Annotated in this window: 25 protein-coding genes; 24 read left to right on the top strand and 1 reads right to left on the bottom strand. The window is 37.5% G+C overall.

The window, feature by feature from the left end; all coding sequences use genetic code 11:
• Positions 1 to 43: 43 nt before the first annotated feature.
• From ACYQ3L_RS11585 to ACYQ3L_RS11480, 22 genes are all read left to right on the top strand, one after another.
• Entirely contained in the window at positions 44 to 337 is a 294-nt protein-coding gene (locus ACYQ3L_RS11585; RefSeq protein WP_380000188.1) for a hypothetical protein, read from the top strand.
• A gap of 21 nt (positions 338 to 358) precedes the next feature.
• Positions 359 to 808, top strand: a complete 450-nt coding sequence (locus tag ACYQ3L_RS11580) for a recombination protein NinB (RefSeq protein ID WP_380000186.1) — start codon at positions 359 to 361, stop codon at positions 806 to 808.
• Entirely contained in the window at positions 789 to 1337 is a 549-nt protein-coding gene (locus tag ACYQ3L_RS11575) for a recombination protein NinG (protein WP_380000184.1), read from the top strand. Before ACYQ3L_RS11580 ends, ACYQ3L_RS11575 begins: the two co-directional genes overlap by 20 nt.
• Entirely contained in the window at positions 1330 to 1785 is a 456-nt protein-coding gene (locus tag ACYQ3L_RS11570) for a DUF4494 domain-containing protein (protein WP_380000182.1), read from the top strand. Before ACYQ3L_RS11575 ends, ACYQ3L_RS11570 begins: the two co-directional genes overlap by 8 nt.
• A gap of 13 nt (positions 1786 to 1798) precedes the next feature.
• Positions 1799 to 2008 (top strand): hypothetical protein, encoded by a 210-nt coding sequence (locus ACYQ3L_RS11565; RefSeq protein ID WP_380000180.1) that lies wholly within the window; start codon positions 1799 to 1801, stop codon positions 2006 to 2008.
• Positions 2009 to 2034: 26 nt separating this feature from the next.
• Complete coding sequence (locus ACYQ3L_RS11560; RefSeq protein ID WP_380000178.1) at positions 2035 to 3186, top strand: DNA polymerase III subunit beta; 1152 nt, start codon at positions 2035 to 2037, stop codon at positions 3184 to 3186.
• Between the two features lie 4 nt (positions 3187 to 3190).
• Positions 3191 to 5710 (top strand): DNA methyltransferase, encoded by a 2520-nt coding sequence (locus ACYQ3L_RS11555; RefSeq protein ID WP_380000176.1) that lies wholly within the window; start codon positions 3191 to 3193, stop codon positions 5708 to 5710.
• 38 nt (positions 5711 to 5748) lie between these two features.
• A complete protein-coding gene (locus ACYQ3L_RS11550; protein ID WP_380000197.1) occupies positions 5749 to 7779 on the top strand; it encodes a DNA cytosine methyltransferase in 2031 nt (676 codons plus the stop codon).
• A 136-nt stretch (positions 7780 to 7915) separates the two neighbouring features.
• The gene (locus ACYQ3L_RS11545) at positions 7916 to 8761 is read left to right on the top strand and encodes a Lin1244/Lin1753 domain-containing protein (protein ID WP_380000174.1); all 846 of its coding nucleotides are present in this window, start codon (positions 7916 to 7918) and stop codon (positions 8759 to 8761) included.
• Between the two features lies 1 nt (position 8762).
• Complete coding sequence (locus ACYQ3L_RS11540) at positions 8763 to 9014, top strand: hypothetical protein (RefSeq protein WP_380000172.1); 252 nt, start codon at positions 8763 to 8765, stop codon at positions 9012 to 9014.
• Positions 8980 to 10437, top strand: a complete 1458-nt coding sequence (gene dnaB, locus ACYQ3L_RS11535; protein ID WP_380000170.1) for a replicative DNA helicase — start codon at positions 8980 to 8982, stop codon at positions 10435 to 10437. The genes ACYQ3L_RS11540 and dnaB overlap by 35 nt, the downstream gene beginning before the upstream one ends.
• 41 nt (positions 10438 to 10478) lie before the next feature.
• The gene (locus tag ACYQ3L_RS11530; RefSeq protein ID WP_380000168.1) at positions 10479 to 10787 is read left to right on the top strand and encodes a hypothetical protein; all 309 of its coding nucleotides are present in this window, start codon (positions 10479 to 10481) and stop codon (positions 10785 to 10787) included.
• Between the two features lie 3 nt (positions 10788 to 10790).
• Complete coding sequence (locus ACYQ3L_RS11525; protein ID WP_380000166.1) at positions 10791 to 11138, top strand: hypothetical protein; 348 nt, start codon at positions 10791 to 10793, stop codon at positions 11136 to 11138.
• A complete protein-coding gene (locus ACYQ3L_RS11520; protein WP_380000164.1) occupies positions 11135 to 11479 on the top strand; it encodes a hypothetical protein in 345 nt (114 codons plus the stop codon). The genes ACYQ3L_RS11525 and ACYQ3L_RS11520 overlap by 4 nt, the downstream gene beginning before the upstream one ends.
• Positions 11480 to 11520: 41 nt before the next feature.
• Complete coding sequence (locus ACYQ3L_RS11515) at positions 11521 to 11730, top strand: hypothetical protein (RefSeq protein ID WP_380000162.1); 210 nt, start codon at positions 11521 to 11523, stop codon at positions 11728 to 11730.
• Positions 11731 to 11895: 165 nt separating this feature from the next.
• On the top strand, positions 11896 to 12183 hold the full coding sequence (locus ACYQ3L_RS11510) for a hypothetical protein (protein WP_459952410.1): 288 nt from the start codon (positions 11896 to 11898) through the stop codon (positions 12181 to 12183).
• Between the two features lie 495 nt (positions 12184 to 12678).
• Positions 12679 to 12951 (top strand): hypothetical protein, encoded by a 273-nt coding sequence (locus tag ACYQ3L_RS11505; RefSeq protein WP_380000156.1) that lies wholly within the window; start codon positions 12679 to 12681, stop codon positions 12949 to 12951.
• Positions 12952 to 12962: 11 nt separating this feature from the next.
• A complete protein-coding gene (locus ACYQ3L_RS11500) occupies positions 12963 to 13226 on the top strand; it encodes a hypothetical protein (protein ID WP_380000154.1) in 264 nt (87 codons plus the stop codon).
• Positions 13227 to 13236: 10 nt separating this feature from the next.
• Complete coding sequence (locus ACYQ3L_RS11495; RefSeq protein WP_380000151.1) at positions 13237 to 13683, top strand: hypothetical protein; 447 nt, start codon at positions 13237 to 13239, stop codon at positions 13681 to 13683.
• Positions 13680 to 14327: a hypothetical protein gene (locus ACYQ3L_RS11490; RefSeq protein WP_380000149.1), complete on the top strand. Its 648-nt coding sequence runs from the start codon at positions 13680 to 13682 to the stop codon at positions 14325 to 14327. Before ACYQ3L_RS11495 ends, ACYQ3L_RS11490 begins: the two co-directional genes overlap by 4 nt.
• A gap of 13 nt (positions 14328 to 14340) precedes the next feature.
• Entirely contained in the window at positions 14341 to 14754 is a 414-nt protein-coding gene (locus ACYQ3L_RS11485; RefSeq protein ID WP_380000147.1) for a hypothetical protein, read from the top strand.
• A gap of 241 nt (positions 14755 to 14995) precedes the next feature.
• Positions 14996 to 15709 carry a BRO-N domain-containing protein gene (locus tag ACYQ3L_RS11480; RefSeq protein WP_380000194.1) on the top strand — a complete coding sequence of 238 codons (714 nt, stop codon included), beginning with the start codon at positions 14996 to 14998 and terminating at the stop codon, positions 15707 to 15709.
• Between the two features lie 138 nt (positions 15710 to 15847).
• Here ACYQ3L_RS11480 and ACYQ3L_RS11475 read toward each other — a convergent pair whose 3' ends face one another.
• Positions 15848 to 16324, bottom strand: a complete 477-nt coding sequence (locus ACYQ3L_RS11475) for a helix-turn-helix domain-containing protein (RefSeq protein ID WP_380000145.1) — start codon at positions 16322 to 16324, stop codon at positions 15848 to 15850.
• A 118-nt stretch (positions 16325 to 16442) separates the two neighbouring features.
• On the opposite strand from ACYQ3L_RS11475, the gene ACYQ3L_RS11470 reads away from it, so the two are divergent.
• Both ACYQ3L_RS11470 and ACYQ3L_RS11465 read left to right on the top strand, forming a co-directional pair.
• Positions 16443 to 17057 carry a virion core protein, T7 gp14 family gene (locus ACYQ3L_RS11470; protein WP_380000143.1) on the top strand — a complete coding sequence of 205 codons (615 nt, stop codon included), beginning with the start codon at positions 16443 to 16445 and terminating at the stop codon, positions 17055 to 17057.
• Position 17058: 1 nt separating this feature from the next.
• Positions 17059 to 18312, top strand: coding sequence for a hypothetical protein (locus tag ACYQ3L_RS11465; protein ID WP_380000140.1), 1254 nt, complete (start codon positions 17059 to 17061; stop codon positions 18310 to 18312).

Below are 18312 nucleotides of genomic sequence, written 5' to 3'. Positions count from 1 at the left end.
AAGACTGGGTATGTGAAAGTGACATACAAAAAAGAAAAAGACTATGAGTGATTTTTTAATAGGTTCGATATGCGTATCGGACATACCGAAGGAACTGTTTAAGAAAGCCGATAACGGCAAAGTATACCTGAATATTGCAGTAGCCGAAAGGCAATCGGAATCGCAATATGGCGACACACACAATATAATAGCTTCCAAACCGAAAGACCAGAGGTCAGAGGGTGAAAAGCCTATTTATTGTGGTAATCTGAAACGTTGGAATGAAACCCCTAAAGCTCCAAGTCCGGAGGAAATACAGAATGCTCCCATGGCAGATGAAGATGATCTTCCATTTTAGGAAAAAATTATTGATTCGGATATGAAATTTCCAAAAAGAGACCCCGAAATCAAAAAAAAGATATACGCCTATATCTTAAAGCTGCTTGAGCAACCATCTATTATAATGATAGAGATAACCGGAAAGCGGAAGAAGCGTACTAACCACCAGAATGCATGGCTTTGGGGGTGCATCTACCCGATGTTTTTACAGGCTGCTATAAATGAGGGATGGGAATACACAAGCGTAGAACAGGCGCATGAGTTTTGCAAGAATATGTTCACAAAAGATAGTGTTGTAAACAGGGAAACAGGGGAAATAGTAACGTTTCCACGTTCCACATCTGCAATGACTACGCTTGAGTTTTTTACTTATTGCGACTTGGTAAGGGATTATGCTTTAGAATATTTCTATATCGAGATACCTGAACCCGATCCGGAATGGAGAACAAGAAACCAACATGTAAATATAGATGATAGCGATAACACGTAATCTAATCAAGTGTCGAAGCTGCAAACAAGACTTTGAACCAATATACAGAAATAGTATAATCGTATCAAGATTGTGCCTTTCTTGTCTAATGGAGAAAGCAAAGCACAAAGTAAAGAGAGATAAGGCAAAGGAGAGGGATAAAATAAAGGAGAAGCTAAAAACACGTTCGGAGTGGCTCAATGACTTGCAAAAAGTATTCAACACATATATTCGACTTAGAGACAAAGGCAAACCTTGTATTTCTTGCGGATGTACTTTAACAGGAAAATACGATGCTGGCCATTTCTTTTCGGTAGGCGCTTATCCTAATATCCGATTCAACGAAGATAACGTACACGGCCAATGTGTAGCCTGTAATCAACATAAACATGGAAACACTACCGAGTACTCTTTATCCCTGTCTATGCGCATCGGGATTGAAAGGTACGAAACATTGTTAGAGATTCGGAATGAGCCTTTAAAACTCACTATTGAGGAAATAAAAGAAAAAATAAAATATTATAAACTTAAAATTAAAGAATATGCATAATTGGTTTGAATGCAAAGTGTCTTATGAAAAGACCTTAGATAATGGAATGCAAAAGAAAGTAACTGAGCCTTATTTGGTAGATGCTCTTTCGTTTACCGAAGCAGAAGCAAGAATAACAGAAGAAATACGACCTTACATCAGTGGTGAATTTACTATCACAGACATCAAAAGGGCTAAACTATCTGAACTATTCTTCAATGACAACGGCGATCGCTTTTTCAAGGCAAAAGTACTATTTGTAACACTAGACGAAAGAGCCGGGACTGAAAAGAAAACACCTGTTTACATGTTAGCTCAGGCCTCTGATATCGATGAGGCGCAAGTTGTAATAAAAAAAGGAATGGAGGGTACACTTGCGGATTATGAGGTCGCAGAGGTAAAGGAAACTAAGCTAATGGATGTATTCCCATATGCGGAGGATCAGAAGAAAAAGATAGTGTTAACATAAAATATTTCAGATTATGGCAAAAGTAATATACGGTCAAATAAAGACCAATGCGCAAAATATATCGGAAGAATTAAATGACGCTTGTATTTCAAACCAAGAAATAGCAGCATATATCTCCGAACTCCCCCCATACGAATTAAAAGACCTCTTTTGTGATATGGTAGGCGTAAACCATCACACGCCGAAAGATGAATTAATGAAATTACTCTCTGAAAAAATTTAGTAAGAATATCGTAAGAAAAAATAACTATGGAAGAAAAAGTAATATTTAAGGTGTCTAAGAATGAGCTACTGCACCATCTGCAAAGAGTCAGTAAAGCTGTATTAGACAAATCGACACTTCCGGTTTACACATATATACTGTTCGAATTAGGCAGCAATAAAACGCTGCAACTCACAGGAACAACAACAGAGATACAAATTGAAACATCACTGGAGGTTGTTGAGGTGGATAATTCGTTGACGTTTTGTGTAGATAAGTCAATAATAAACATATTAAAGACCCTTCCGGAGCAGCCTGTCCATTTTGAAGTAACAAGAGTTCCTGATCCGGCTGACAGCGAAAATGCAAGTGTTACCATTGCATTATCCCACTCTACAGGTAACGCTATCATTCCCGGTATGGATGCAACATACTTCGAAAAGATGAAGGCGGTAACAGGCCAATCTTTTAAAATGCCTATAGAATCATTGCGCCGGGGGTTAAGCATGACAAAGAAGTTTGCCGGAATAGATGCAATGAAGCCCACACAAACAGCCGTATTCTTTGACTTAAAAGAAGATCATATTGTTTTTGTTTCCACAAATGGACAATACATGTCCCGGTTTAAGGATAATTCGGTTAAGTGTCCGGAATGTAAGAGTTTTATATTTGGGCTGAGTGCTGTTAATATAACATCATCACTTATAGAAGGTATTTCGGGTGTAGAAGTTGAGATAATATCGAGCGAGTCGAATGTTTCCTTTTCATTTTTAGAGATAATAGTTACCTCCCGGTTAGTTGAGGGTAGATATCCAAATTACAACAGCGTATTTCCGCAAAACAACCAAATAAAGATGCATGTGGATAGTAAATATTTATCGTCTGTCTTGAATCGTCTGTTAACTGTGGCTAATCCCCTGGTAGGATTGATAAAATTAGAATCAGGTATGATAGATTCTACCCTTTCAACTGCTGACGAATTTAGCACTAAGGCAGCAAAAGAATCAATAGACTCCGGGAGTAACATAGAAATAACTATCGGGTTTAGCGGCCCTCAAATGATAGACATACTATCTGTTATAAACGGAAATGCAATACTGGCATTTTCAGCCCCTGAAAGGCCTATCCTCATAAAGCCTGAAAAAGATGAGGAGGAATGTGAATTAACACTATTATCAATGCCTTTAATATTGAAATAAGGATATGACAAGAGAACAGGAATATATCAATTTTCTTTCCTTAAAAATGGCTATCAGCAGCCAAACAGGATTTGATATTGAAAAGAGCGAATTAACGCCTACACTATACCCACATGTAAAAGACACTGTGCAATGGGCTATAAAGGGCGGATGTAGGGCTATATTTTCGTCATTCGGGTTGCAAAAAACTGTAACCCAACTGGAAATAGCAAAGCAGATAATTGCGCACAAAGGAGGTAAGGCCCTCATCGTATGTCCTAAGCGTGTAGTCATAGAGTTCAAAGCTCAGGCAAAGGAACATCTTAATATGGATGTGACTTATGTAAGATACATGACAGATGTAATAGACTGTAAGACGGACATAATGATAGCCAACTATGAGCGTGTGCGTGACGGAGATATAAAACCGGATTACTTCATTATGACATCGCTCGATGAGGCTTCTGTATTACGGGACTACGGGACAAAAACATATCAGGAGTTTCTCCCTAAATTCTCTCCGGTTCCATATCGTTACGTTGCTACAGCGACACCATCACCGAACAGATATAAAGAATTGATACACTATGCCGGATATTTGGGAATCATGGATACCGGACAAGCCTTAACCCGCTTCTTTAAACGCGATAGTACAAAAGCTAATAACCTGACATTATATGAACACAAAGAAGAGGAGTTCTGGCTATGGATGTCAACATGGGCGTTGTTCCTGACAAAACCGTCTGATCTTGGATATTCTGATGAAGGATATGAGTTGCCGGACTTGATAGCACATGAGGAGGTTGTAAATGTAGACAACTCGACTGCAGGTGTAAATAAGGACGGACAGGTTAAAATGTTGCGGGAAGCCTCAACAAAGGATTTCAGAGGCAAAGCGAAAGAACGCCGGGATAACTTAGATGTAAAAGTAGATCGCATAGTTGAGATACTGAACCGTCCGGAAAACAAAGACGATCATTTCTTAATATGGCACGACTTAGAGGCTGAACGACACGCCATCTGTAAAGCTGTCCCCGGATGCAAAGCCGTATATGGCACGCAAAAGGATGAGGAGGCTGATATTATTATTGACGACTTTAAAAATGGCCGTTTAAAATATCTGGCTGCAAAACCTTCGATGCTAGGAGAGGGATTGAACTTTCAATATCATTGCCATAAAGCGATAATGATAATTGATGATAAATTTCACGATAAGTTTCAGGCTATACACCGTATTTGGCGTTTTATGCAAAAGCATAATGTACACCTATATCTGGTATATGCCGAATCTGAAAGTAAAATTTATCAGGATTTCATATTGAAATGGGAGCAACACAATAAGCTCGTGGATAATATGGCCGAAATAGTTCGTAAATACGGGCTTTACGGCTTGGATGCACAAGAAAAGATGATGCGATGGATGTTTGCCAGTCGTGAAGAATATAAAGGAACGGACTTCGTGTCTGTAAATAATGATTGTGTTTTAGAGGCTTTCAAAAAGCCGGACAATTCTTCCGGATTGATAATTACTTCTATTCCATTCTCTAATCATTACGAGTACACGCCAACATATAACGATTTCGGACATAACCTCAATAATGATAAGTTCTTTCAGCAGATGGATTTCTTAACTCCGGAGATGTACCGGATTTTGCAGCCGGGCCGCCTTGCCTGTATCCATGTTAAGGACCGTGTATTATTCGGAAATGCTACGGGTACAGGTATGCCGACAATCGATCCTTTCCATGCCATGTGTATTTTCCATTATATGAAGCACGGATTTGAATTTATGGGAATGATAACGGTTGTGACCGATGTAGTAAGGGAAAATAATCAGACTTACAGGCTCGGATATACTGAGATGTGTAAAGACGGCTCAAAAATGGGTGTCGGTTGTCCTGAATATGTCCTATTGTTCCGCAAGCCGCAAACAAATAAAAGTAAAGCCTATGCAGACATTCCGGTAATAAAGGACCCGGAATCATATTCTTTGGCACGATGGCAAGTAGATGCGCATGCCTTCTGGAAATCGTCCGGAAATACATTATTGACAGCTGAGCATATTGCCAACATGAAAATAGATCAGGTACGGTTACTATTCAAAGACTTTGACCGGAACAATGTATATAATTATGAACGTCATGTTGAGATTGCCGAAATGATGGATAGAATAAATATTCTACCCCGTACATTTATGGCTATCGATCCGACAACAGATCATCCGATGGTATGGGATGATGTGGCCCGGATGAAAACACTTAACACCCGCCAAACGCAACAGAATCGCCAAAATCATATTTGTCCGTTACAGTTGGATATTGTAGACCGTCTGATTGACAGATATAGTAATGAGGGGGATGAGGTATATGAACCTTTCGGGGGTATTGGTACAGTTGGATATTGTGCTTTAAAGAAAAGGCGCAAGGCTTTCCTTTCAGAACTTAATTATGATTATTGGTTTGATGGACTGGGTTACATGCGCGAAGCGGAAATGAAAGCATCTACACCGACATTGTTTGATTTAATGGAAATGGAGGCGGTATGAAAAGTAACACGATACTGAATCCCATTACATCATTAAACATGATTATCCTATTGGATAAACTTGTAAATGAGGGGATAGACATATATTATATTGATCTGTTTTGTGGGGCCGGAGGAACATCTACCGGGGTGGAGTTAGCAACCGTAAACGGCCGGAAGGTAGCAAAGATTATCATTTGTATTAATCACGATAAAAACGCAATAGCAAGTCATTTCGCCAATCATCCGGATGCTTTACACTTTACAGAAGATATCCGGACGCTTGATTTTTCGATAATTGTAAGCTTGGTTAAAAAAATACGAATGAGGCAACCGAATGCAAAGTTCGTACTTTGGGCCTCTCTGGAATGTACAAATTTCAGCAAGGCAAAAGGAGGATTATCCCGCAATCCGGATAGTAGAACTTTAGCAGAACATCTATATCGATATATCAATGCAATTGAACCTGATTTGATTCAGATTGAAAATGTAGAAGAGTTCCTGGATTATGGTCCTGTTGAACCTGTCGTAAAAAAGACAGATGAAGGCCTTGATTACTGTCCTCTTGATATTAAGATAGACAAGAAAACAAAGAAGTGGATTATCAATCCAGTTTACAAACCGATAGAAGAGTTAAAAGGAACGTATTATGCCGAATGGCGAGACAGGATCAAGTCGTTTGGCTTCGAATATGAACATCGTATCTTAAACGCTGCTGATTATGGAGCATATACAAGTCGAAAGCGGTTGTTTATACAGTTTGCAAAACCCGATATGCCTATTGAATGGCCGGAACGCACTCATAGTAAACACGGATCAAAAGACTTATTCGATACAACATTAAAATATAAACCAGTAAAAGAGTGCTTAGATTTTTCAGATGAAGGCGAAAGTATATTCGATAGGAAAAAAAAACTTGTTGAAGCTACTTTAGATCGCGTTCTGTCAGGTTGTATTATACATGTAGCAGGCGGTAAAGATAAATGGTTACTAAAGTATAATTCCATAAATGGAAATACAGGAAAGCATAATCCACCAAGTGTTGATGATCCATGCCCAACGGTAAGTACTCAAGGTCGATTAGGTGTTGTACAGGCTTCGTTCCTTTGCAAGCATTTTTCAGGACATCCCGATAGTAAGAACAGCTCAATTAATGAGCCTGCGAGAGCTATAACCACGATAGACCATCATTCGGTAGTCAATGCGAAATTTATAGCTAAATATTATTCAGGCAATCCGGATCATATGATTTCCGGAATAAATGAACCCGCACCGGTGATAAGAACAAAAGATTCTCAAGCGTTAATATGTTCATACAATTATAAGGATGAACCTAAGAGCGTAAATGATCCGTGTCCTACCTTACTAACTAAAGATAGGTTGGCACTAACAACACCTAAGTTTATTATGAATAATTATACAGGTGGTGGTCAGCACAGCGACATCAACAAACCTTGTCCGGCTGTTACGCAAGTTCCAAAACAAAATCTTGTACAGTGTCATTTCGTAGATCAGCAATTTGGGCAATCTAAGCCGTCAAGCATAAATAAGCCTTTAGGCGCATTAACTCAGAATCCGAAATATAGTCTTGTTAAATGTGACAAGTGGCTAATGAATACCAATTTTAATAATATTGGTTCATCGCTTGAAGAACCGGCTCCAACTATAACCGCCAATCGCAAATGGCATTATATAGTCGATGCCCAATACAGTAGGACAGGACAAGATATAGAGCGTCCATGTTTTACTCTGATTGCAAGGATGGATAAAACACCACCTTATCTGATTGAAGCATCTTCAGAGCCTCAGAACATACCATCTTTCATTAAAATAGAAGGTGATACTATCATATATGAGATATATGATGCTGACAGTCCCAAAACAAAGGAAATAAAAGAGTTTATGGCTTTGTATGGACTGATTGATATTAAGATGCGCATGCTCCGTATTCCGGAACTTAAAATGATAATGGGATTTCCTGAAGATTATGTTCTTATCGGTTCTCAAGCAGATCAAAAGAAGTTTATAGGTAATGCAGTCGAAGTAAACCAAGCTCGTGTATTATGCGAGGCTATAGCCAAAAGCTATTAAAACTAAAAAGGAATATAGCATGAAAACAATTAAAGATTATACAGATGAAAAATGAAACATTTACCCGTGAAGCTCTCAAGCAATATAAAGATGAACTCTCAAAAAGAGGTCAGAATCAATTAGAATTTAAATAAATATGGCAAAGAAAACATTTTACTTTCCACATGACGGCAATGCTCGTAATGATGATAGAATTATCGCCGTGCGAATGAGGCATAAGATGGAAGGGTATGGAGTGTATTTCGCAATCCTGGAAAGGATACTTGAAAGTTCTAATTACATGTGTGCCAAAGATTATAATCTAATAGCCTTTGATTTACATGTAAGTGCTGAACTAGTTAAAAGCATCGTTGAGAATTTCGGACTGTTTAAGTTTACTGATGATGGCGAATTCTTTTATTCGGAAAGTTTTAATGATAGGATGAACCCTCTAGAAAACATTAGAGAACAAAGGAGTTTAGCTGGGAAAAAATCAGCAGAAAAACGAGCAAAGAACAACGGTAGTTCAACGACCGTTCAACGACCGTTGAAAGAAAAACCAACAGAGGAGAGTAAAGTAGAGTATAGTAAAGTAAAAGAATCTAAAGATTCTAATTATAGAGATAATTCTAACGAATTACCTCTAAGTGGGACTGAAAAGCCCCACGCTGAAAATATCGATTATCAAAAGTTTATAGAATGGTTCAATGATAAGACAAAAGGTGTATTTGGAGAACTTAGGTATCCTTTATCTGAATCTCGAAAGGGAATGATGCGCGCACGAATTAAGGAGCATGGCAAAGATGTATTCTTTAGCGTCATATTATCATCTGCTAAAAGTAATTTTTTGAAAGGAGATAATAAAAGAAACTGGCGTGCAACATTCGATTGGATAATAAGACCAACTAATTTCGAAAAGATCCTAACAGGTAATTTTGATAACCGTACTAATGGAAATTCTTTAGATGATGATGAATTTATTAATAAACTATTAGATAAATAATATGAAAGCAAGTAGTAATTACATAGCCAATCAAATACTTAGATTAAGCAAGGCTTTTCCGCAGCAACCCATGGAATTCTTCAAAATATTACTCGAAAGAATTGAAGAACTTGAATTTACAGAGCAGGAAATAACCGACACGGTGAATAAGTGTATAGATACGTTCGAATATAAGAATCTTACAGTTGCTACAATAGTCAAGCTAAAAGCTAAAGAAAATGAAAAGCAAGTTTACATCATACCAGAAGACTAAGCCCGTCAATGACCTATGTGATAGTTTTATCTCGCCTCAAGCAGTCGAATTGGAAGAAGCCGTTCTTGGTGCCATTTTGATAGAAAAAGAAGCTTATCAATCTATCGAGGATATTCTAAAGCCGGATGATTTTTATGTGGAATCGAATAAACTGATATATCAGGCAATTAGAATTTTGAATGGTGAAAGTCGCCCTGTAGATATGCTTACTGTTACAGAAAAACTTAAATCCGGTAACAAGTTAGCTGAAATCGGGGGGCCGGTCTATATCGCAGGACTAACGGAAAAGGTAGGCTCATCTGCACATATTGTTTTTCATGCAAATATCATAAAACAAAAAGCAATAGAGCGTGTAACGATAACAGAAGCCAGATCTATTATCAACAAAATAAATGAGAATGAAGATATATCTGATATTCTTTTCACATCAGGAAAGAATCTGGAAGAACTTCAGGAGTCATTAGTCGGTAAAATGACAGGATCACATCTCTCTGTTTCTCTAAAAAAGGCAACGGATGAGATGTATTCGAGAATCGAACTGGCACGGAAGAATATCAGGTCAGGTATTGATACAGGGTTTGCGGACTTAAACCGGAAAACCAACGGATGGCAAAAAGGAGATTTGATTATTGAAGCCGGACGTCCGGGGATGGGTAAGACTGCAGTTGCCTTATGGCATGCTAAAGCAGCTGCAAGGCAAGGTTATCCGGTCGCTTTCTTCTCTTTGGAAATGTCGGATGTGAGTTTGGCTAATCGTTTAATTCTGTCAGAGGCGAAAGTTGATCCTGAAAACTTCAAGTCAGGTTACATGACTAATGGAGAAGTGGACTTGATAGAGAAAGCGATAGGAGCATTATGGAGTTTGCCTATTTATGTTGATGATAATCCTTGTGCATCTATGGGCTATATCCGGGCGAAATGTAGGGTTTTGAAAAAGCAAGGTAAGCTCGGTTTAATTATCGGCGACTACCTTCAGCTTGCGGAAAATGATGAAGAAAGCGGAAGCCGTGAACAAGAGGTTGCTAAGATGTCACGTACAGCTAAAAAGATAGCAAAAGAGCTCGAAGTACCTTTTATCCTTCTATCTCAGTTGAATCGTGGTAATGAATCCAGGGCTGATAAAAAACCATTGTTATCTGATTTGCGTGAATCCGGAGCAATAGAGCAAGATGCTGATATCGTAATATTCAATCACCGGCCAGAGTATTATGATATGAAAGTTACGGATGAGAATGGCATGGAAGAATCTAATTACGGAGAGCTTATAGTTGCAAAACATCGAAATGGAGCTACAGGGACTGTGAAATATAAACACAGTGAGGGTATGGCTCAATTCTTCGATTATAATACGGCATCTTATCAAAGCTCTCAATTTCCTACTCCGAAGGTGCAAAGTTCAGAATCAGACGAAATGCCATTTTAAAACGAATAATTTATGAAAGTATATTTAATAGAGAAAGAAAAATGAAAAAGGAATATTACATAATAAGCCTAAAGCATACGGCAAAAACAGACCGTTACCTTACTCTCTGGCGTCCTGATAATGCCGGTTATTGCCTGAGCAAAGAAATGGCCGGAATCTATACAGAATTAAAAGTAGGGTATCACGACTCCGAAGGCCAGCTACCAATAGAAAAAGAAGTTCTCGAAAAACTTATGATTAACGTTTCCATTGATGGATTTGACAGGCATGCTGTACCTAATTGTCAGGCTGTATGGGACGTCCTCAGGGTAAAATTCATAAGAAATGATTTAATCAAAATTAAAGAATAGGTTATGGAAAAGAAACAAGAAGGCTACAACTTAGCTATTGAAAATTTAGAAAACATAATCAGTAATCCTGCAAACGTATTATCTGAAAATGTAAGGGACATGATTGAAACTTCGGTACGATTGCTTAAAGTTGAGCAACATAAAATCATCACATGTATGGAATTGGTCTTGAATATCAAAAATGAGGATATAGAAGCTCTCTCATCTCAATTAACAGCCTGCAAAGAGGCGTTGAGAGAGATTGTAGAATGTACTTGTGATATGGAAAAAGCAAAGACTGATCTTGAATATAATATTAGATCAGCCGAAAGAAAAGTATTAATAGATAAAGCCAAAACCTTAATAGAATGAGAAAGATAGAAAACAAAGATAAAGTAGATAAAGAAACTATTGATGTATATGACAGCATTAACGGTTTTGATGTAATGAAAGAACTTTTCCTATTCAAAGGTGAAGATCGAGCGTGTCGTGACATGAGAGTAGAATTTAAAGATTTAATGGATGCTGCTTTTATTCTATATGGATTGAAAGTAAACAGTACAAATAAATTGTATGTATCTTTCCATCTTACACGATTCTACAAAAAAGAAGGTCTTATAACACCTAATGGGAGAATTATTGTGCCTGTCTCAATATATGATGAGATAAAAGCTATAAATGATAAATATCGGAGTACACACCGCCGTCACTGAGGTAATTAACCCCTCATTACTAAAATAAAGAATAGAAGATTATGGAATCAACAGTAGATGGATCAGGGAGAGTTTTCCCTATCGTACAAGGTACGGAAATACACACAACGGGTCTCACCAAGCGAGAACTATTCGCTGCTATGGCTATGCAAGGGATATTAGCAGACCCAGAAGTGAGTGATGCAATAAAAGCTTCATCATTCGCCGTGAAATGCGCCGATGCTCTTATCAACGAACTAAACAAGGAATAAGATGAAAATACCCAAAAATGTAAAGCAAGCTATTGAGGATATGATGTCCGATATAGAATCAATGTACGGATGCTGTGAACAACCTGATGATAATTCTCCATCGTGGGATGAATATATGAAATCTAGGATTAAAGTGATAAGAAATTATTTAAACAAAGAATAGTTATGAGTTTTATTTACAGTTGTATTGGGAATAACACGCCTGAGAATAGAGAGCATCGCGAAAAGGTAGGTATGAAAAAGCACCCATTTAGCCATGAACGAGGAGACATGATCGCCACATACACGGATACCAAATCAAAAATAAGTTTTTATCTTATTTCATGGAAAGATACAGATATGCTAAAGCCTGATATAATTAACTGCATCGGCAACGACTGTTTATTTCAAGCAGTAACAGCTATGAGAGAAGATAGCGATTATATGCAGTGGTTTAAAACTGACTTCGAATAAACTAATACCCGATGTAAAAGAAATGTATTTATGTAAATCAAGAGAGTTTTGCGGAATCACAGTAAAATACAAAGGTGAGGATTTCGTAATAGGATCAGCAGGCTTTCATAAAGCCACCCTCGCCGAACTAAAAGAACATTTTAAATAATTAAAGCAAAAGAGAAATGAAATTTACTCGTGAGAAATGGCGGTCTTTCAACTCTTATTCCTTCCGGATTTTGAGTTATGAATTTAAGCTTTTTGCGATGTTCCCTGATGGATCTAGTTTGTGTACGTTCGATAATGTAATTAAACGTAAATATGAGTTTTATATATTAAAGTGGAAAAGAAATTCCACACACCAATAACAAATAAACGTCTATAATAGGCGAGAGGGGTGATTGCGCTACCAAACCCCTCTCTACAATATATGATATATGTCTCACAGTTGCACAAATATAACATCATAGAAACATATATTGTTGATTTAATTATAATTGATTAACAGATAAACAGATGAAAGAACCTAAATTATCATTACGCCAAATAGAAATAATGCGACATGCTATCGGATTAGGAAATGAAAAGTTAAAGAAAAGTCGATACGATGCATATAGAAACCGATTCGTCACATCTAAAATTGATGAAGATTGGGAGTATCTAGTTAGCATCGGTTATGCTACTAAACGAGATTTTGAAAGCGAAAAGCAAATAGGATATTACGTTGCTTCTATGGGGGCTAAATATTTAACTTGCTTATTCGGGATTACCATAACAATAGAAGATTAAACTCAAATAACATGGAAGAAAAATACATATGTAGATGTTGGAATGACGAACCGCCTGTTGATTGTAGCGGTTGCTCATGTGTTAAGATTCACTATAAAACGACAAAGGAGTATTTTGAGCGAAACGAAATGTGCGATTTCTATGTGCCAATTGTAGTTGATGAAGAATTGGAATATAAAATACATGAGGAAGCACATCGGGGTGTTCTCTATTGTGATGCTTGCGGTGCTTTAGACTGGTTTAATTGTGTATGTGATGAAGATAATGAATATTAAATTAATGGACATGGAAGAAATAAAAGCAAGCGATTTGATGATAGGGAATAGAATATTTCGAAAATATTATAATCCCGAACCTAATAATGAAACATATGCATATCATGAGGTTCAGGTTATAGGTATTTATAAAGATACTATCTACTGTACACCTATAGATAGTAAGCAGATTTTAAAAATAAAAGATGCTTATCCTATCCCACTAACAGAAGATATACTGTTGAAGGCAGGGGCGAAGAGATTAGGAGAAAATAAGGTTGCCATAATGCTAAACGATCCATCTACACATCTAATCTTAATGAGGATTGGTACGCATTGGTATCCCGAAATAGAACAAATAGGTGAATTTATATCTGATGGTGTAAATACCGTGCATCTTAATTTCATTGATTATGTGCATCAGGCTCAGAGATTATTCAAGTCACTAACAGGAAACGATTTAAAGATAGAGGTATGAAAGCAGAATTAACGACAGAACAAGTTAAAGAGGCTACACGCTTTTTTGAACTAAAGAGAAGGATATACGATGACTCAAATATCAAGGATAATTACGATTACAAAGAATATAAGTTCTCCTGGATATATAGCGCAGAGATTTATATATCTAATCTCACGGATCAAGATATATTCGCACTTGTAGTTATACTATATGATGCTCGTAAATTTGGTACACCGAGTAGGATATTCAAAGAGGCGTTTGGTTGGGATAAGAAGAAGGTTTATAATCTTGCCAAGAACGAGCAGTTTATCTATTCAACAACCCTATTCAGGGAAGATGACGGATTAATAGCCGGAAGGGGGTACGTTATCGAACATTCAGTTTCAAGGAGAATGGACGAATTGTATAAAGAGTTTCTTTGGAACGATATATCCGAAGAAATACCTAAATGTGGATTGCTTTTATTCGATGTTGATATACCTGAAGTTTTTAAAGGGCAATTAAAAGGTGTATTTCATTCTGATAAAACAAAAGTTCAAGTTAATAGACCTGAATATGTGAGGTATAATGAAATTCCTAATTGGCCTAAAGATGGATATTTTCCCAAAGGAACACTAACTATTGATAAATCTAATGTAAAACGTTGGAAGATAATTTACTAAAACAGACTAACCCATGACAGAAATAGATAAACTTATAGAGGAAGCGAGTAATGAACATAAAGATGAAACCGATTACATCGCATCACAGGAATATATTTGCGGATGCTCAAACGAAAATGATAAATTGTTTTGTTGGGAAGCTTCAACAGCTTGTTCAATTCAAGCAAGAGAGTCATTCAAAGCTGGCGCAAACTTCATCTTCCACCTAAACAGATGGAGAAAGGTAGAAGAGGAACTGCCCATACCGACATACAGAAATCTTGATGAGAAATATTTAATTAAAGGATATTATAAAGTTGGACAAGTAATAGGCAAAGAAATATTCGATACAGCTTATATCAATAAAGATGTATTCAGAGAGTTTAATAAAGTAATATTTGATGTAAATACTAATTTTATAGTCACCGAATGGAAGTCTATAATATAATACAGCCTAATTTATTTGTATTAACAAAACACAGCTTAAATAGGCTGTAAATAATTTGAGTCCTAATTTAATGTGATTAGATTTCTTTTTAATACTTTTGGGTAAATGTTAAATCTATAATTATACCAGTATGGCAAAACAGGAATTATCAGGTAAAGACAATCGATTTAATATCAATATGTCTTTGCAAGTATTTAAGTATGAATCAGAAGAATAGCATTTATTTAACGAAGTCAGGACTATTGAGACGCCGGAGGGTAAAATACTTTTCTGCGCTTCTGATGTGGCTAAGATGCTTGGCTATGAAAATCCGGCGAAAGCCATTATAGATCATTGTAAATCAGGCGATATAACGAATTGTTATATCCCTCATCCGAATGGGGTTGGTGGTACAAATATGAAATTCATTGCGGAAGGTAATGTTTATCGTCTTATTGTGAGTTCAAAATTACCTTCTGCCGAAAAGTTTGAAACATGGTTATTTGACGAGGTTGTGCCTTCTATCCATAAGAAAGGGTACTACGGAAAAATAGACCGGGCAGCACTACCTAATTTCATTGAACGGTATAAAGACAATTATCACAAATTGCCTAAAGACCATTTTTCGGTTATATCCGAAATGTATGCCCGCTTATATATGGAACTGGAGAAAGTTGGCTACTCTATACCCGACAAAGGAGAACATGGCACCCAAATGATGCCTGATATTAGCGTAGGCCGTACATTCGCCGCTTTCTTAAAAAGGTATAATTCCGAGTTTTTCAATACTCATAAAACTTACAGGCATTCATTCCCTGATGGACGGGAGGCAGATGCCAATATGTACCATATAGATGCCTTACCCATATTTATTCGATTTATAAACGAAGAATGGATTCCCAAGCATGCTCATAAATATTTCAAAGATAAAGATCCACTAGCATTGGAGTATCTACCCAAATTACTTAGACGGTAATTCAATAAGAAAAATACAAAGGGAAGATAAAATCAGTTATAGAATACAGGCGGCCTAAATATTAGATCGCTATCTTTGTATTGTTTCATAGTGTTATAGTTATTAGTTAGAGGCTGCTTTAGGGTGGCCTTTTTCTTTTTACCCTTTCACCTCTTCGCTCTCTATATCTATTATCTGCCGGGATTCACGCCATTTTTTATTATATGATTCGAGTATATCGTCCAGTTGGGTATGTGCGGAATCGACCTTATTGCCCTTATTTAGTTCCTGTAATTTTACAGGATTTAGTTTTTCTATAATAGTCACGAGATTATATATATTCTTTTCCTGTGGAATAAGTTCTATTAATCTGTTATAAGCTAGTTCGCAGACTTGCTCTGCTAAATATGTTTGCTTCTCCTCAAAATGGATAATATTGTTTGCCCGCATGTGTTCTATACGTGCTATAGCTGTAGAATTTTCCTGGTTAGCCTCCAATACATCCTTGTATAATTTTAGCCAGCCGCGAAAAGTTGAAGGATCTATTTTAAATTTATCGCATGTTTTTCTCTGATTTTTCCCGTTATCCCTGTACCATCTTACAGCCTTAAGCTTATCTGTTTTTGTATATGCCATACCTTGTAATATTTTTCTGTAAAAATAATAATTAATTGCCCATAAAATAATATATGAACACTTTAATATATAAAGTCTTACTTTACTTTTATGAAGTAATACTTTAAATAATATAAATATGGCATTCCCTTTAATGGCTATACCGCTTATAATAAGCGCGGCAAGCGCAATAGGCGGCGCAATAGGCGGCGCTAACGCAAAGAAGAAACAACAGCGCATGATCGACGCAGAAGACCAGCGTAATGAAGATGTGTACAGAAACGAGTTCTACAAAAATCAGCTCGACCGTACAGAAAATGCTGCTGCTCTTCAAAAAGCCCATGATTATCTGAAAGACAGGGCTAAGATAGATACTAAGACAGCTGCCGTTACCGGTGCAACCCCGGAAGCTGTAGCGGCTAACCGGAAGACCCATCTCGGAGCATATAGTGACCTGATAAGCAAAATAGCTGCTCAGGGTTCCGCTGCTAGAGACAGGATACAGGACAGGTATGAAGCCAATAAGCGTAATATATTCGGTATGCGGATGGGAGCGAAGCAAAACCAGGTGAATCAGTACGGGAATATGACATCTAATGCTATTAATACAGGTGCTAATAGTGCTATGGGGCTGGCTGGCCAGCTAATATCTAATCCGTCTACCAAAACATCTGTAGCTCCTAAGCCTTTCGATCTTAAAAGCTTTGGTGATGCGACAAATCCGGATGATATTTTAAAATTAAGAGGAAACTAATATGGCTTTCAATTTAGGTACACTTAACGATATTGTTAAGGAAAGGCTGACAAATAATGATAACAAGCCTAAGCCTGTAGTTCCTACACAGGATAGCGAGCAAGCAGTAACGCCCCCTGTGTCTTCTGTGCCTGCTTCGGCTTTCGATTTATCACAAAATAAGCCTCAAAGTGCGGGTACTGTATCTACAGATAATAACAATTTGTTACCAAATACCGGGGATGTGTCGCTAACAGATGCTGCCGGCAAATATGCAGAAACCCTTCTTCCGACATCGACAAAAACATTTGATTCGTATAACGTAAGCGATGATGAGCTGAACGCTAAGTTTGGTAAAGCCCCTGATCTGTCCTCCATGATCGACATGATAAACGAGGATGTCGCGAAGAAGAAAGCAGATTCGGATAAAGCACGATCGCTTTCATATATTCCCGCTCTAGCCGATATCGCTTTCCTTGTTAGCGATTTTATCGGGGCAAAGGGTGGAGCTAATGTAGAAAAAAGGGAGCCGGCTACAGGGAAATATAATGCTTTTGTTGAAAATATGACGAACCTGTACAGGCAGGCAGCTGATAAAAGGCCCGAACGCGTAGCGCAATTTATGATGGAAAACTATAAGAACCGGCTGAACCGTGAAACTTTACGATCTAATATGCAGAAATCCCGGTATGAATATGATCTTAACCTGCAAAAACAAAAGCAGGCGGCCATAAAAACGGCCTATGATTTGGCCTATAAAGATAGGATAATTGCCGGGAAGGATAAAGAGGAAGCCCGTAAAGCAGCGGAAGGAGCCGCGAAACTGGAAGCTCAAAAGCTAGACCGTGAGGAGCGTGCAAGACACAATAAGGCAATGGAAGATGTATCCGGAATGAATGCCCGGACGAACAGGCAGAGAGCTAATGCGTATGAGAGTAAAGTAAAAAATGATATAGCTAATCCTAAGAGTAAAGGTAAAACAGTTGATATATTGGATCAGTCTACCGGAAATATTATAAGTGTGCCGGAAAGCGCATGGAAAGGCAGCTCTAAACAATTAATGGCAGATATATTACCTGTAATAGAATCTGATCCGGACTATAGAATGATGGCAAATAGTATCAAACGTGGAAAGATAAAGGGGAATGTTCTAGATGAGATTGTAAAACAATTTATCAATAGTAGTCCTGCTGCTATGAACACTGTAAGGCAAATGGCCGGTATGCAAGTTGCTGATGCAGGTGATACTTACGAAGAGGATTTTGAGGACTATTAA

The organism is Dysgonomonas termitidis, from assembly GCF_054657735.1.
Note: the sequence above shows the minus strand (reverse complement) of the source record. Positions and strands in the feature narration are given on the sequence as shown.

What these genes read in the sequence shown, in the direction of transcription:
- ACYQ3L_RS11575 (WP_380000184.1), top strand. Translation starts at nt 789, where the DNA reads ATGATAGCGATAACACGTAATCTAATCAAGTGTCGAAGCTGCAAACAA.
- ACYQ3L_RS11520 (WP_380000164.1), top strand. Translation starts at nt 11,135, where the DNA reads ATGAGAAAGATAGAAAACAAAGATAAAGTAGATAAAGAAACTATTGAT.
- ACYQ3L_RS11500 (WP_380000154.1), top strand. Translation starts at nt 12,963, where the DNA reads ATGGAAGAAAAATACATATGTAGATGTTGGAATGACGAACCGCCTGTT.
- ACYQ3L_RS11550 (WP_380000197.1), top strand. Translation starts at nt 5,749, where the DNA reads ATGATTATCCTATTGGATAAACTTGTAAATGAGGGGATAGACATATAT.
- ACYQ3L_RS11555 (WP_380000176.1), top strand. Translation starts at nt 3,191, where the DNA reads ATGACAAGAGAACAGGAATATATCAATTTTCTTTCCTTAAAAATGGCT.
- ACYQ3L_RS11585 (WP_380000188.1), top strand. Translation starts at nt 44, where the DNA reads ATGAGTGATTTTTTAATAGGTTCGATATGCGTATCGGACATACCGAAG.
- ACYQ3L_RS11525 (WP_380000166.1), top strand. Translation starts at nt 10,791, where the DNA reads ATGGAAAAGAAACAAGAAGGCTACAACTTAGCTATTGAAAATTTAGAA.
- ACYQ3L_RS11490 (WP_380000149.1), top strand. Translation starts at nt 13,680, where the DNA reads ATGAAAGCAGAATTAACGACAGAACAAGTTAAAGAGGCTACACGCTTT.
- ACYQ3L_RS11530 (WP_380000168.1), top strand. Translation starts at nt 10,479, where the DNA reads ATGAAAAAGGAATATTACATAATAAGCCTAAAGCATACGGCAAAAACA.
- ACYQ3L_RS11580 (WP_380000186.1), top strand. Translation starts at nt 359, where the DNA reads ATGAAATTTCCAAAAAGAGACCCCGAAATCAAAAAAAAGATATACGCC.
- ACYQ3L_RS11485 (WP_380000147.1), top strand. Translation starts at nt 14,341, where the DNA reads ATGACAGAAATAGATAAACTTATAGAGGAAGCGAGTAATGAACATAAA.
- ACYQ3L_RS11465 (WP_380000140.1), top strand. Translation starts at nt 17,059, where the DNA reads ATGGCTTTCAATTTAGGTACACTTAACGATATTGTTAAGGAAAGGCTG.
- ACYQ3L_RS11495 (WP_380000151.1), top strand. Translation starts at nt 13,237, where the DNA reads ATGGAAGAAATAAAAGCAAGCGATTTGATGATAGGGAATAGAATATTT.
- ACYQ3L_RS11540 (WP_380000172.1), top strand. Translation starts at nt 8,763, where the DNA reads ATGAAAGCAAGTAGTAATTACATAGCCAATCAAATACTTAGATTAAGC.
- ACYQ3L_RS11510 (WP_459952410.1), top strand. Translation starts at nt 11,896, where the DNA reads ATGAGTTTTATTTACAGTTGTATTGGGAATAACACGCCTGAGAATAGA.
- ACYQ3L_RS11470 (WP_380000143.1), top strand. Translation starts at nt 16,443, where the DNA reads ATGGCATTCCCTTTAATGGCTATACCGCTTATAATAAGCGCGGCAAGC.
- ACYQ3L_RS11505 (WP_380000156.1), top strand. Translation starts at nt 12,679, where the DNA reads ATGAAAGAACCTAAATTATCATTACGCCAAATAGAAATAATGCGACAT.
- ACYQ3L_RS11475 (WP_380000145.1), bottom strand. Translation starts at nt 16,324, where the DNA reads ATGGCATATACAAAAACAGATAAGCTTAAGGCTGTAAGATGGTACAGG.
- ACYQ3L_RS11570 (WP_380000182.1), top strand. Translation starts at nt 1,330, where the DNA reads ATGCATAATTGGTTTGAATGCAAAGTGTCTTATGAAAAGACCTTAGAT.
- ACYQ3L_RS11560 (WP_380000178.1), top strand. Translation starts at nt 2,035, where the DNA reads ATGGAAGAAAAAGTAATATTTAAGGTGTCTAAGAATGAGCTACTGCAC.
- ACYQ3L_RS11545 (WP_380000174.1), top strand. Translation starts at nt 7,916, where the DNA reads ATGGCAAAGAAAACATTTTACTTTCCACATGACGGCAATGCTCGTAAT.
- dnaB (WP_380000170.1), top strand. Translation starts at nt 8,980, where the DNA reads ATGAAAAGCAAGTTTACATCATACCAGAAGACTAAGCCCGTCAATGAC.
- ACYQ3L_RS11515 (WP_380000162.1), top strand. Translation starts at nt 11,521, where the DNA reads ATGGAATCAACAGTAGATGGATCAGGGAGAGTTTTCCCTATCGTACAA.
- ACYQ3L_RS11565 (WP_380000180.1), top strand. Translation starts at nt 1,799, where the DNA reads ATGGCAAAAGTAATATACGGTCAAATAAAGACCAATGCGCAAAATATA.